Origin of the sequence: Pacificimonas aurantium (genome assembly GCF_020092905.1) — a bacterium.
GTDB classification, from domain to species: Bacteria; Pseudomonadota; Alphaproteobacteria; order Sphingomonadales; family Sphingomonadaceae; genus Pacificimonas; species Pacificimonas aurantium.
The window spans coordinates 210,969-224,759 of record NZ_JAGSGB010000003.1 but is presented as its reverse complement, the minus strand read 5'-3'; the positions used below and the strand labels follow the sequence as shown (position 1 = coordinate 224,759).

Below are 13,791 nucleotides of genomic sequence, written 5' to 3'. Positions count from 1 at the left end.
CCCCGGCGCGGTGCGGGCAGACCGCGGCGCGGCCCGGCAGCCCGCCGGCTGCGGCTCAGGCGAAGTCGCTGCGCATCAGCTTGGCGGTCGCCTTCGCGCTGCCCACAACACCCGGAATGCCCGCACCCGGATGGGTACCGGCGCCGCAGAAATACAGGTTCTTCAGCTTGTCGTCGCGGTTGTGGACGCGGAAATAGGCGCTCTGCCACAGCACCGGCTCCAGGCTGAAGGCGCTGCCCAGATGGGCGTTCAGCTCGCGGCTGAAATCCTTCGGCGTGAAATGGTGCCGCACGGCGATCTTCTGTCTCAGGCCCGGCAGCAGATGCTCTTCCAGATAGGCGAGGATCGTGTCGCCGTAGCGTGCCGCCATCTCGTCCCAGTCGCCGGTGAAGTTGCCCATATGCGGCACCGGCGCCAGCACGTAGAAGGTCGAGCAGCCCGGCGGCGCCAGGTCGGGATCCGTGGCCGTCGGATGGTGCAGGTAGAGCGAGAAGTCCTCCGGCAGCTCCTTCGCGCCGTAGATCTCGTCCAGCAGGCCCTTGTAGCGCTCGCCGAACAGGATGCTGTGGTGCGGCACGTCGGGATAGGGATCCTCGACGCCGAAATAGAGGACGAACAGGCTGGGCGAATAGCTGCGCTTCGCCAGCGCCCGCGCCGCCTTCATCCCGCGCGGGTGGTCCTTCAGCAGGTCGGCATAGGTGTGGACGATATCGGCATTCGATCCGACCCCGTCGACGCGCAGCCGCGTGCCGTCCTCCAGGATGACGGCGCTCACCCGGTCGCCTTCGGTTTCGAAGCGCTCCGCACCGTTGCCGGTGATCAGCTCTCCGCCCAGGTCCTCGAACAGCTTGGCGAGCCCGCGCACCAGCGCATGGGTTCCGCCCTTCGGGAACCACACGCCGCCTTCCTTCTCCAGCTTGTGGATGAGGGCATAGATCGCGCTCGTCTTGTACGGATTGCCGCCGACCAGCAGCGTGTGAAAGCTGAACGCCTGGCGCAGCTTCTCGTCCTTTATATAGCGCGAGACCATCGCATAGACGCTGCGGAACGCTTCGTAGCGCATCAGCGCGGGCGCCGCCGAGATCATCGACTTGAAGTCGAGAAACGCCTCGTGCCCCAGCTTCTCATAGCCTTCGCGGTAGACATGCCCGGCATAGTCCAGGAACTTCGCATAGCCTTCGACATCGGCGGGGTTCAGCTTGCCGATCTCGCTGAACAGCAGCTCCTCGTCATTGGTATAGTCGAAGGTCGTGCCGTCTTCCCAGAACAGCCGGTAGAAGGGCTGGACGGGCAGCATGTCGACATAGTCCGCCATGCTGCGCCCGGCGCCGGCGAACAGCTCCTCCAGGCAGGGCGGGTCGGTGATGACCGTCGGCCCGGCGTCGAAGACGTAGCCCTCCCGCTCCCAGACATAGGCGCGGCCGCCGATCTTCTCGCGCCGCTCGACCAGCGTCACCTCATGCCCATTCGTCTGCAGCCGGATGGCAAGGGCAAGGCCGCCGAACCCCGCCCCGATTACCGCCAGTTTCGCCATGTTTATCCTTTCGCCCGCCAGCGCGGCCGCCATCTGATGCTCGGGATCGACTTTGCCAGCACACCGAGCGCCTTGCCGACCGGCACCGGGGGCCGGCCCGACAGGATGCGCGCCTTGTCCCCGGCCGTCGACCGCGCCGCATAGAACCGCTCCACCACGCCTTCGTCGAGTGCGTAGAAATGCTGCAGGGTGCGGTAGCGCTCGGCGGGCGACGCCGCCTCGAACATCATGCGGTTGAGCAGACGGTAGAAGCCGCGCTCGTTCCAGCGCTCGACGCTGTGATCGCGCAGCGTACGGTAGAGCGCGCGCGCGTCGAGGCGCGGCTGCGACTTCACCATATCGGCGACATCGACCGCGTCGGGCCAGCTATAGCCCGTGACCGGATGGAACAGCGCCGCCGCCATACCGGCGCGCGGGACGGGCGCGGGCTCGTCGTTCCAGAAGGCTTCGATGTCGCCGTCCAGCGCGATCGGCAGGATGCCGCTTTCGGTGCGCACCCGCTCGAACGCGCCGATGTCCATGCCCGCGATATAGTCGTCGATGCGCCCCATGACCTCGGCTTCGTGCAGCTCCGGGCCGTCGGCATAATAGGTGTCCTCGACCAGCAGGCGCGTTTCGCTGAACGGAAGGACGTAGACGAAGCGGTAGCCGCCGATCTGCGGGACCGAGGCGTCCATGATGACCGGCTTCGTCCGGCCATGCGGCACGCGGCACTCGATCTCGACCCCGAGGAATTTCTGATAGGCCAGCTTCAGGTGGCGCGAGCTTTCATGCCCGCGGCAGTCGATCACCGCCCTCGCTTCCAGCACCCGCCCGTCCGCCAGCCGCACCAGCGTCGGCGTCAGCTTGTCGATCTGCGTGTCGGTCATGACCGCCTCTGCCGGCAGGCGCGCCCTGACGGCGCTGTCGAGAGATGCCGAGCGCACACTCGCATAGGGCGTCGAAACTTCGCGGGCATAGGCGGGAAAGCGGACCTTGTAGCCGCCCTCCCAGCGATGGTCCTGCAGTTCGCGCGTCCACATCGCCTGCGGCCCGCGCACGTCGGTCGCGAAGCTCGACCAGATCTTGTCTCCCCCGAGCGGGCTGCCGCCCTCGACGATCCCGACGCTAAGGTTGGGGCGCGTATCGGCCAGACGCAGCGCGATCAGACCGGCCGCAAGGCCGCCGCCGGCGAGAAGGATATCGAAATCGTGCATCGCTGCCCGCCTAGCCGGTTTGTCCCGCCTGACAAATGGCTGGTGCGCGGCTAGAGTCGCGCGAAACGCCGCATGCCGCGGCGGCTGGAGGATCGCTCGCCATGGGCCGCATGGTCATCGTCGCCTACCGCGCAAAGCCCGGCTGCCGGGACAGGCTGCTCGGGCTGCTCGAGGATCATGTGCCCTTCCTGCGCCGCCACGGCCTCGCCACGGAGCGGAAGCCTCTTCTCATGGAGGCCAGACGCGATGTGTTCGTGGAGGTCTTCGAGTGGCGCGACGGCGGCATCGACCGCGCCCACGAAGATCCCGATGTCCAGCGCCTCTGGGACCGCTATGCGCAGGTTTGCGACTATGTCCCTCTGAAGGAGCTGCCGGAGGCGGCGGAGATGTTCGCGGAATTCAATCCGGTCGACTGGTAACCCGTGCAGCTGTCTCTCTTCCTTGCCGCGGCGGTGTTCCTGACGCTGGTGATCGGTCTGCGCTACCTCGCCGTGGCGGGCGTGTTCGCCTGGCTGACCGCGCGCAGGCGTCCGGGCCTTCACGGCTCCGAACGGTCGCGGCGTCAGCAGCGGCGCGAGCGGCGCTGGTCGCTTCTCAGCGCCCTTATCTATGCCGTGCCTGCCGCTGCTGCTCTGGCGGCCTATCGCAGCGGCGGCACCGCCATTTATGCCGACGCCAACGCCTATCCACTCTGGTGGCTGCCGCTCTCCGTCCTCGTCTATCTGTTCCTGCACGATACATGGTTCTACTGGACGCACCGGGCCATGCATGCGCGGCGCCTGTTCCCGGTCATGCACAAGGTTCATCATGACAGCCGCCCGCCGACGGCGTGGGCGGCGATGAGCTTCCACTGGACCGAAAGCCTTTCGGGCGCGTTCCTCATCCCTGCGCTCAGCTTCGTCATCCCCATCCATCTGGGCGCGCTCGCCGTCGTTCTGGCCGTCATGACGCTGTTCGGCACGACCAATCACCTGGGATGGGAGATTTTCCCACGGCGCCTTGTTCATGGATCGTTTGGAAAGATCGTGATAACTGCGTCACATCACCACAGGCACCACAAGGACTATGGGTCGAATTTCGGGCTCTATTTCCGGTTCTGGGACCGGCTCATGCGAACGGATACGGGGGTATCGGGGGATTTTGGCCGTGAAGAACGCGAAGCGCGCAGCCGTGCGGACCGCCGCCGCCTTGGCGGTGGGGACGTTGGCGATGGGACTGGCTCCGGCGCCGGGTCCGAACCCGGCCCCGCCCCGGCCGAGTGACCTCGCAGACGCCACGCTGCACCTGACGGTCGAAGGGCTGCGCGCACCGCGCGGGACGCTTCGCCTTTGTGTGTGGGACAGCGCCGAAGGGTTTCCCGAATGCAAGCCCGGCGTGAACGCGCGCCGCATCGCGGTGAAGGCCGCCGACGAGACCGTCGAATTGGACATCGAGTCTCTCCACTCGGGCAGCTACGGCATCTCGATCATCCATGACGAGAATGACAATCGCCGCCTCGACAAGGCGCTGTTCGGCCTGCCGACAGAGGGCGTCGGCTTTTCCAACGACGCCTCCGCGCCCTTCGGGCCGCCGTCCTTCCGGCGCGTCCGCTTCGACGTCGCGGGCGATACCGCGCAGACTATCCGGCTCAAATATTATCTCTAGGCCGCCCTGCGCGCCAACCCTGCCCCCTAATTTCGCCGCACCCAACTCTCCTGTCCGGTAACCCTTTCGTACCCGCGCTCGAACCTGACGTCTGGGCGAAGAGCGAGTAGGAGAGCTTTGATGGACATGTCTGCCGGACGCGCGGCCCAGCTGACCGCCGTGCTTCTCGTCTCGCTCGTCGCGACGCAGATCGTCTATGTGGCGCTGTCGGCGTCGGGCGCCGATATCGATCGCCGCATCATCTGGGGCGCGGAGACGGTCTTCTCCCTCCTGATCGTCGCCTTCGCCGCAGGTCCCTTGGCGCACGGCAGTCGCTTCGCCGCCGCCTGGGCGGCGATTTCAGGTGCGGGACTTCTCAATGTGATCCAGCTCGCCATGGGCATCGCCATGTTCGGCCCGCTATTCGGCGGGGGCCAGCCGCTCGCCCCGGTCGCGCAGACCGTCGCAGCCGCCGCCTTCTTCATTCTCTACGCAGGCAAGTTCCTGTTCGGACTCGCTGCCCTTCTCATCGGCTCGGCCGCTGCCAGGGAGGGCGCAGGGCTGACCAGGATTGCCGGCATCCTCGCAGCGATTTCCGGTGCCGCCGCGCTCCTTTTCACCACCGTCGCCATGGCCTTCGGCCGCTCCGCGATCGAGGCGGCGCCCGGCGCCAGCGGGACGGCGGCCATGTTCTTCCTGGCGCTCATCCTCCGCTTCGGTGCCGGTCCGCGCGGCGATGCGTCGGCCTGACGGACGCAGCTCTGCGAACGACCCACTGCTGGCGCCGACACTAGCGGTAGGCGGAGTTTCGTGCGCCTCCTCCCCAAGCCAATAGGTCGGCAACTGGTTTTGATTTCGGTCAAGATCGGGCCCGCACGGTCGGCGCACCATCGCCGCAAATCGCCGGGCCGCAATACCGGCCGTATCGGCAGAGGAGGAAGCAGCCATGACCCAGCAGCAGGCGCAGAGCGCCGGAACCACCCAGCATGTAGATGTCCTGATTGTCGGCGCCGGCATTTCCGGTATCGGATCGGCCTATCACCTGCAGGACCAGTGTCCTGAGAAAAGCTATGTCGTGCTGGAGGCGAAGGAGACTTTCGGAGGCACCTGGGAAACGCACAAATATCCCGGGGTCCGGTCCGATTCGGACCTCTACACCTTCGGCTACCGCTTCAAGCCGTGGGTCGGCGCACCGGTCGCCTCGGGTGAGGAGATCCTCAAATATATGGGCGAGGTGATCGCCGACAACGGCATCGACGAGCATATCCGCTACGGCCACTACATCACCCGCTGTTCCTTTTCGCGCGACACGAACCTCTGGACCGTCGAGGCGAAGACGAAGGATGGACCTGTCACCTTCACCTGCAACTTCCTGTGGATGTGCCAGGGCTATTACGACCATGAAGAACCCTACGTCCCCGACTGGAAGGGGCTGGCGGATTACCAGGGCGAGTTCGTCCACGCCCAGCTCTGGGACCCGGACACCGACTATAGCGGCAAGCGCATCGTCGTGATCGGTTCGGGCGCGACGGCCGCCACGGTCATCCCGGCGTTCGCCGAGAAAGCCGAACATGTGACGATGCTGCAGCGCTCGCCCACCTATTTCTACTGCGCACCGAACGAGAATGAACTGGCCGACCGCCTGCGCCAGGTCGGGGTCGATGAGCCCACCGTGCACCGTGTCGTGCGCCAGCAGCTCATGTACGATCAGGACGAGCTCACCCGCCGCTGCAAGGAAGAGCCCGACGCCGTCTTCGAGGAGCTGAAAGAGGCCGTACGCGCCTATGCCGGCGAGGATTTCGAATTCGAACCGCACTTCACGCCCAGCTACCGCGTGTGGCAGCAGCGCCTCGCTTATTGCCCCGACGGCGACATCTTCCAGGCGGTCAGCGCCGGCAAGGCTTCGGTCGTTACCGACACGATCGACCATTTCACGAAGGACGGCATCGTCACCTCGTCCGGCGAGGAGCTGAAGGCCGACATGGTCGTCGCCGCGACGGGCTTTAACCTCCTGATGATGGGCGGCATCCCCTTCTATGTCGACGGCAAGCAGGTCGACTGGCACGAAACCGTCAACTATCGCGGCATGATGTTCACCGGCGTTCCCAACATGATCTGGGTCATGGGCTATTTCCGCGCCAGCTGGACCCTGCGCGTCGACATGCTCGGCGATTTCGTCGCGCGCCTCCTCCACCATATGGACGAGCGCGGCGCCGACCGGGTCGAAGTTGCGCTGCGCGACGAGGACAAGGACATGAAGCTCCTGCCGTGGATAGACTCCGACAATTTCAATCCGGGCTATCTGATGCGCGGCATGGACGAGCTTCCGCTGCGCGGCGACAAGCCCGAATGGCAGCACAACCAGGATTACTGGAAAGAGAAGGAGGAGTTCCCCGCCATCGACCTCGACGGTGAGGAGTTCGTCTATACCGGCGACGGGGCGAAGGCGCGCCGCGCCGCCTGAGGGCTCGCCGCCGTTCGGCGTTCGTGAATGCCCAGCCGTTCCGGGTCCCCGCCACCCCGCGCCGACTCGGCTCATTGACAGCGCGGCTCGGCGCCCTCACCCTCTCTCGCAGCATTTCGTTCCCAGGGGTGCCCGCTCGACGCGCGGGCTGAGATTGCCGGAGCCGCCGGCGGGGCCCTTCGAACCTGACCCGGGTCGTGCCGGCGTAGGGATGGGAGCCTGAGAGGGCCGTCTTCAGCGCCGTCCACGTCCCCTTAGTGACGAGGACCTTCTTCATGGCCGAAATCAACGCGCGTACCGAGCTTCAGGTCACCACCGGGCCGCTGCCCGCCAGCCGCAAACTCTACCTCTCCGGCACGCTGCATGACGGCCTGCGCGTCCCCGTGCGCGAGATCGAGCTGGAAAAAAGCGCCCTCGAACCGCCCGTTCGCGTTTACGACCCCACTGGCCCCTACACCGACCCCGACGCGAACATCGATATCATGAAGGGCCTCGCCTCGGTGCGCGGCGACTGGATCGCGGCCCGCGGCGACGTGGAGGCCTATGAGGGCCGCGCCGTCCGCCCCGAGGATAACGGCCAGCGCGGTTCGAAGCGCGCCTCCGCCGCCCCCACCTTTCCCAACGTCGTGACGCGCCCGCTGCGGGCCAGGGCCGGCGGAAACGTCACGCAGATGCACTATGCCCGCCGCGGCATCGTCACGCCCGAGATGGAATATGTCGCCATCCGCGAGAATCTCGGCCGCGAGCGGCTGATCGAGAACCGCGACCACGGCCAGCCCTTCGGCGCCGAAATCCCCGATCTCATCACCCCCGAATTCGTCCGCGACGAGGTGGCGCGCGGGCGTGCCATCATCCCGGCGAACATCAACCATCCCGAGCTCGAGCCCATGGCGATCGGGCGCAATTTCCTCGTGAAGATCAATGCCAATATCGGCAATTCGGCGGTCGCCTCCGACGTCGCGGCCGAGGTCGACAAGATGGTCTGGGCCATCCGCTGGGGCGCCGACACGGTGATGGACCTCTCGACCGGCGACGACATCCACACGACGCGCGAATGGATCATGCGCAATTCGCCCGTCCCCATCGGCACCGTCCCCATCTACCAGGCGCTCGAGAAGGTCGGCGGCATCGCCGAGGACCTGACATGGGAGATCTTCCGCGACACGCTGATCGAGCAGGCCGAGCAGGGCGTCGACTATTTCACCATCCATGCGGGCGTGCGCCTGCCCTACGTCCCGATGACCGCGAAGCGCGTCACCGGCATCGTCAGCCGCGGCGGCTCGATCATGGCGAAATGGTGCCTCGCGCATCACAAGGAGAGCTTCCTCTACGAGCGGTTCGAGGAGATCTGCGAGATCTGCAAGGCCTATGACGTCTCCTTCTCGCTCGGCGACGGCCTGCGCCCGGGGTCGATCGCCGACGCGAATGACGAGGCGCAGTTCGCCGAACTCTACACGCTGGGCGAGCTGACCAAGACCGCGTGGGCGCATGACTGCCAGGTGATGATCGAGGGGCCGGGCCACGTTCCCATGCACCGCATCCAGGAGAATATGACCAAGCAGCTCGAGGCGTGTCACGAGGCGCCCTTCTACACGCTCGGGCCGCTCACCACCGACATCGCGCCGGGCTACGACCATATCACCAGCGCCATCGGCGCCGCGCAGATCGGCTGGTACGGCACCGCGATGCTCTGCTACGTCACGCCGAAGGAGCATCTGGGCCTTCCCGACCGCGACGATGTGAAGACCGGCGTCGTCACCTACAAGATCGCCGCCCATGCCGCCGACCTTGCCAAGGGGCACCCCGCGGCGAAGCTGCGCGACGACGCACTCAGCCGCGCGCGCTTCGACTTCCGCTGGCGCGATCAGTTCAACCTCTCGCTCGACCCCGAGACGGCGGAGCAGTTCCACGACCAGACCCTGCCGGCGGAGGGCGCGAAGACCGCGCACTTCTGCTCGATGTGCGGGCCCAAATTCTGCTCGATGAAGATCACGCAGGAAGTGCGCGAGTTCGCCGCGAAGCAGAATACCGACAGCTATCTCGCCAGCGAGAATATCCGCCGCGAAACCAGCCCCGAACAGGCGCGGCAGGCGCGCGAGGGCATGGAGGAGATGAGCGAGAAATACCGAGAGGAGGGCGGCCGCCTCTATGTCCGCGCCGAGGAGTGAGCACGCCCCCCGCATGACCGCCACCGAAACCAACCGCGCGCTCATCGCAAAGGCCTTTGCGGGGCTGGAACGCGGCGACCCGTCCGACTTCCTGCCCCTCTTCGCCGAGGATATCGAATGGCGCGTTATGGGCTCCAGCGCCTGGTCGAAGCATGAGCGCGGCCTTGCCGATGTCGAGCGGAAGCTCGTCGGCCCGCTGCTCGCGCGCATCTCCGGTCCCTATCGCAACATCCCCGAACTGATCCTGGCGGACGGCGATCATGTCGTGGTGCTGGCGCGCGGCGATGCCGAGACAGTGGAGGGCGGGCGCTACGACAACGACTATTGCTTCGTGTTCCGCATGGCGGGCGGCAGGATCGTCGAGGTGCGCGAATATCTCGACACCATCCTCGCCGACCGAGCGCTGGGGCGGTAGGGCAGGCAAGCGCCCAACGCCGCTTCAGGGCACGGCCGCCACACACGAACCAGGGAGCCCGCCTGCATGCAAACCCCCGATCCGACCCGTGCGGACCCGAACCGTGCGGACCCGAAAGGGGCCGAGCTCGAACGGGCGCTCGACGCCGGCGACCGGCAGAGGCGCCACCTGCCGCGCATCGGCCTCGTCCTGTCGGCGCTCTACGTCTTCGGCCTCGTCGTCTACCTGATCGTGCAGGGCCAGAACCCCGCCGACCTCAAGCTGAACGAGCTGGGCGATTTTCTCGGCGGCGTCTCCAGCCCGCTGGCCTTCCTGTGGCTCGTCCTCGGCTTCTTCCAGCAAAGCCGCGAGATCCGCCTGTCCGGCCAGGCGCTGCACCTGCAGGCGCGCGAGATGCGGCGTACGCTCGACGAACGCGGCTGAACGGACGCGCCGACACGCCGCGCGCGTCCTCCCGATTTCGCCACTCTCGCCGTCCGCCCGTGCGCGTTACGCTCGGGCCATCATGCTAAAGCTCAGCTACTGCCTTCACCGGCTCCCCTCGATGACGCGCGAAGAATTCCAGGACTATTGGCGCGGCACCCACGCGCCGCTGGTTGCCGCCGCCGCGCCGCATCTCGGCATTCACCGGTACGTGCAAAGCCACACTGTCGATCATCCGCTGGCCGCGGCCACCGCGGCCTCGCGCGGCATCCCGTCGGGGGACGGCGAGGACTATGACGGCATCGCCGAACTCTGGATCGAGGAGGCCGCGCCGGGCCGGGACCCGACGCCGGAGGCGCAGCGCCACGCCGCCCTCCTCGCCGAAGACGAGGCCAACTTCATCGACTTCACCCGCTCGCGGATGATCATGGCGCGGGAGCATGTGGTGGCGGAGGGCGAGGAGAGTAGAGAAAAGTAGAGGGCCACCTGAATCGCAGATGTAGGTTTACGATAAACAAAATCTCGATTAGCTTCACTTCAAGAGAAATCAAGGGAAGCTACATTGTCCAAGCCACCCAAACCCGGGACCGCTGATTTAGACAATTCTGATCGACTGCGGTTTAGCGTTTCCCTTGTCACGCAGGGAAAACATCAATTTTATACCCTCACTATGCCGAGCGAGGTTCTTGCTGCTACTTGCGTTGTTACAAGCAGAAAAGAAAATCCAATAAAGGGTTTTCAGAGAGAGCTAGATGAAAATCGCGCGAAAGAAATTGCCCATTATATCGACGAGGACGTGGGCACTATTCCCAACTCGATTGTACTCTCCGCTCAGCAGAAAGCTGACTTGAAGATCGTTGGTCGCGGCAAGACCTTAGAATTTACAAATGTAGCCGGTGCCTTCCTGATACTTGACGGCCAGCATCGTGTATATGGCTTTTCTCTTGCTAAAACATCTCTCCGTATCCCTGTTGTGATCTACAATGGACTCTCTAGACGCGACGAAACGCGCCTATTCATAGATATAAATACAAAACAAAAGCCGGTTCCGTCACAACTACTACTAGACATAAAGAGACTCGCGGATATAGAAAGCGATTCTGAACAGATACTTCGAGATATATTTGACCATTTTGATAACTCTAGTAAAAGTGTACTAAAAGGATACCTATCACCAGCCGAAGCGTCCAAAACTAAGCTTACTAGGGTTACCTTTAATCATGCGGTAAAACCCCTCCTTCCTCTCTTTGGCAGTAAGACTGCTCTGGAGATTTTCAATATATTAAATTCATACTTGAAGTCCATTTCAGCGGAGATCTCAAAAAAGACGGATCAACCTTTACTTCATAGACCAGTAGTATTTAGAGCGTTTATGGCACTCTTCCGATCTGTCGCACAACGCGTGGTCGACAAGCATGGTAATAATTATTCTCCTAAAAACTTCCAAGAAATAATCTCTCCCGTTTTTATGAACATGCAGATAAATCGGTTGGAAAAGCCGGGCACCAGTTGGTCTAATCTTCGAGATTATCTCGAGTCCCGCTTATCAAGCAAGCTTACTCTTTAATCATCGATGATCGATCTGATTCCAAGCCTGCAGGCTGGTGCTTTATCTTTGCTTGGTCGGGAAAAGAGCAGAGAAGGCGGAATTCAGCAATATCTTCTAACTGCCGCATACGAGCCCGAAGCCGCCGCACAAGAAACGGGGATCGTTTTAAAGTTATCGTCATTGCCACAAATAATACCTTACGTAAATTTTGATTTTGAAAGATTTTCGTTTTCTTCGCTTCAAAGTCTTCTTAATTGCATTGAATTGCAAGAAGCCCCTTTTCCTTCAACTAGTTGGCAATTGTTAACCAGCTACTATTCCGCTTTTTATTCGGCACATGCCATTATTAGAAGTCAAGGCTTTGGATCATTTTTTGTAAATCAAAGATTGTCTGCTCACGTAAACGCCGTCATGGATACTTATGACGTTTCCGGGCAATTGGAGACGGGCACGGCAATGTATAAAATCTTTGTTGATGAGTTTGACAACGGCTTCATGATGCTTCGTCCATCGGTTTCAGCATCTGGGGTTCACGACGGTTTTTGGCGGGACTTTTGTCAACTACTTTCCGAGGCATCGAGTGATGCTAAAAAGTCTGGTGATCCTGACTCTGATATATACGTGAAAGGTATTCGTTTATTATCTCAAAAAATCCTTGTTGGGGGATTGGGAACGAGCTCTTGGTTAGCGAAGATACGAAATGAGCTAAATTACCAGCACAAACACAACGTTTGGTTTCCCGAAACAAGACGCGGCAGTAAAAAGGACGTTGTCGACAGAATCCAAGTACGTTCACCAACCTCTTTTCGTTTCGATCGAGGTAGTGCGTCAAGGTCGATCGAAGATTTCGTTAGTGTAACTAACTTTCTATCGTGTCTGAATAAAGAGTTCGGGGACTTCATCGCGAGTCGCTCTACCGTCGGCGGCGCCTTTGGCCAGAAATGGCGACGCTTACTAGCAACAAACAGCACGGTCGCGCTCGGTTAACATTTTCCAGAGCGGCCGAAAAAGAGGCGTCGCCTTTGCAACGACACGGGGCCGCCATGCTGCGCGGCCCGACGCGCCAGCCTTGCGCCGCCGGCGCCGCCGTTTCGGGAGCAACAGGTTCCATAGCCCCATGAACACCGCAAGGCCCACGGCCAGGGCGATCAATGAAGCGGAATCTCCGGACATGACCGGCTCCGGTAACTGGTTCGAGTCGGCGCAACCGTCGCAGCAAAAGCTGAAGACTCTGCAAACTATCGAATCGCTTCCGAAACCTTCGCTTTCCTAATTGGAAAATCCGTGTCTACTGACGGCGGCTCCTCTTTGCAGCGATGGAGCCCATATGACCGATCACCTCCCCCGTCCCGAGGTTGGGCCGGAAGTGTCCGGGCCAGAAATCCCCGACCCGCATATGCCCGATCCGCACGTTCCCGATCCCGACCTCCATGATGCCGACATCCCGCCCGGCATGCCCGATCTGCCCTTCTGGCTGAGGCCGGACCCGGGTTACGCCGCGCCGGGCGGCCACACTCCTGACGATGCCAACGACTCCGCCCGGTTCGATCCGCACGCGCAGGCCCGCGAAGGCGCCCCCCATACCGCCCACACGGATGACGCCGACATAGGTGACGACGACACGGTCGACGACGAAGACGAGCAGGAGGACTGGGGGGAGGACTGGGAGGCTGGCGGGGAGGATGACGGGAACGGCGACGACGCCTCCTCTCCCGACGCTCCCGGGCAGGGCAGCCCGCAGCGGACTCGCCAGCCTGGCGAGCGGCAGCGGCGCGACAGGCGCGCGCGGCGGCTGCGGGCGGTCGCCGACTTCACCCCCGTGCGCACCGCCCCGCGCGCCGATGGCTGGTCGCCGCAGGTGCAGCGCGCCTTCCTCGAGGCGCTGGCCGAAACCGGCTCGGTGCGCGCGGCGTGCCAGCGTGTCCACCGCTCGCCCTCGACCGCATACCGGCTGCGCCGCCGCACCGACGCACAGGGCTTTGCCGAGGCGTGGGAGGCCGCGCTCGACCAGGCCGCGCTCCTTCTCTCCGACCGGCTGTGGGACCGCGCGCTCGAGGGGCAGGAGGACGTCACCTACCATCCCGACGGCAGCCAGACGGTGCGCCGCCGCCACGACAACCGGCTCGCCATGTGGCTGCTGAGATATCACGACCCCGTGCGCTACGGCGATCTGGTGAGAGAGCCCCTCGGCGGTGAGTATCGCAAACGCCGTGCCGGCCGCTTTGCCGGGCTGCTCAACGGCCTCATGCGCGGGATCGCCCGCGCGCGCTCCCGCCCGCATGCGCGCTCACATGCGCGCCCGCACCCCCGCCCGCACGGGGAGCGAGTGTGACCTTCGTGACTTTCCGGGGAGAAAGGGCGTGCGTGTGACCTTCGGCCCGGCCGCGTGACCTTCGTGCGGGCAGGCACCGGAACTCGC

The 13,791-nt window shown here is 63.5% G+C and carries 14 protein-coding genes and 1 riboswitch; of the genes, 12 read left to right on the top strand and 2 right to left on the bottom strand.

From position 1 onward, the window contains the following. Positions 1–55 precede the first annotated feature (55 nt). Positions 56–1,534 (bottom strand): phytoene desaturase, encoded by a 1,479-nt coding sequence (locus KCN53_RS14190; protein ID WP_088713751.1) that lies wholly within the window; start codon positions 1,532–1,534, stop codon positions 56–58. Positions 1,535–1,536: 2 nt separating this feature from the next. Further along, positions 1,537–2,730: a lycopene beta-cyclase CrtY gene (gene crtY / locus KCN53_RS14185; RefSeq protein ID WP_088713573.1), complete on the bottom strand. Its 1,194-nt coding sequence runs from the start codon at positions 2,728–2,730 to the stop codon at positions 1,537–1,539. A gap of 101 nt (positions 2,731–2,831) precedes the next feature. On the opposite strand from crtY, the gene KCN53_RS14180 reads away from it, so the two are divergent. From KCN53_RS14180 to KCN53_RS14125, 12 genes are all read left to right on the top strand, one after another. Further along, positions 2,832–3,149, top strand: coding sequence for a hypothetical protein (locus KCN53_RS14180; protein WP_088713574.1), 318 nt, complete (start codon positions 2,832–2,834; stop codon positions 3,147–3,149). Positions 3,150–3,152: 3 nt separating this feature from the next. After that, complete coding sequence (locus tag KCN53_RS14175) at positions 3,153–3,992, top strand: sterol desaturase family protein (protein WP_088713575.1); 840 nt, start codon at positions 3,153–3,155, stop codon at positions 3,990–3,992. Further along, a complete protein-coding gene (locus tag KCN53_RS14170; protein WP_088713576.1) occupies positions 3,940–4,374 on the top strand; it encodes a DUF2141 domain-containing protein in 435 nt (144 codons plus the stop codon). Before KCN53_RS14175 ends, KCN53_RS14170 begins: the two co-directional genes overlap by 53 nt. Positions 4,375–4,494: 120 nt before the next feature. After that, complete coding sequence (locus KCN53_RS14165; RefSeq protein ID WP_088713577.1) at positions 4,495–5,103, top strand: hypothetical protein; 609 nt, start codon at positions 4,495–4,497, stop codon at positions 5,101–5,103. A gap of 196 nt (positions 5,104–5,299) precedes the next feature. Continuing rightward, a complete protein-coding gene (locus KCN53_RS14160; RefSeq protein WP_088713578.1) occupies positions 5,300–6,817 on the top strand; it encodes a flavin-containing monooxygenase in 1,518 nt (505 codons plus the stop codon). A 114-nt stretch (positions 6,818–6,931) separates the two neighbouring features. Next, positions 6,932–7,047, top strand: a riboswitch (TPP riboswitch). A 45-nt stretch (positions 7,048–7,092) separates the two neighbouring features. Then, a complete protein-coding gene (gene thiC, locus KCN53_RS14155; RefSeq protein ID WP_088713579.1) occupies positions 7,093–8,985 on the top strand; it encodes a phosphomethylpyrimidine synthase ThiC in 1,893 nt (630 codons plus the stop codon). A 13-nt stretch (positions 8,986–8,998) separates the two neighbouring features. Next, positions 8,999–9,400 (top strand): nuclear transport factor 2 family protein, encoded by a 402-nt coding sequence (locus KCN53_RS14150; protein WP_172406319.1) that lies wholly within the window; start codon positions 8,999–9,001, stop codon positions 9,398–9,400. Between the two features lie 66 nt (positions 9,401–9,466). After that, on the top strand, positions 9,467–9,823 hold the full coding sequence (locus KCN53_RS14145) for a hypothetical protein (protein WP_224199750.1): 357 nt from the start codon (positions 9,467–9,469) through the stop codon (positions 9,821–9,823). Between the two features lie 82 nt (positions 9,824–9,905). Next, entirely contained in the window at positions 9,906–10,301 is a 396-nt protein-coding gene (locus KCN53_RS14140; RefSeq protein ID WP_088713581.1) for an EthD domain-containing protein, read from the top strand. Between the two features lie 84 nt (positions 10,302–10,385). Next, on the top strand, positions 10,386–11,390 hold the full coding sequence (locus tag KCN53_RS14135; protein WP_207790655.1) for a DGQHR domain-containing protein: 1,005 nt from the start codon (positions 10,386–10,388) through the stop codon (positions 11,388–11,390). A 6-nt stretch (positions 11,391–11,396) separates the two neighbouring features. After that, a complete protein-coding gene (locus KCN53_RS14130) occupies positions 11,397–12,359 on the top strand; it encodes a hypothetical protein (RefSeq protein WP_143712281.1) in 963 nt (320 codons plus the stop codon). A 340-nt stretch (positions 12,360–12,699) separates the two neighbouring features. Further along, on the top strand, positions 12,700–13,704 hold the full coding sequence (locus tag KCN53_RS14125; RefSeq protein WP_143712282.1) for a terminase small subunit-like protein: 1,005 nt from the start codon (positions 12,700–12,702) through the stop codon (positions 13,702–13,704). The last annotated feature ends 87 nt before the right edge of the window (positions 13,705–13,791 follow it).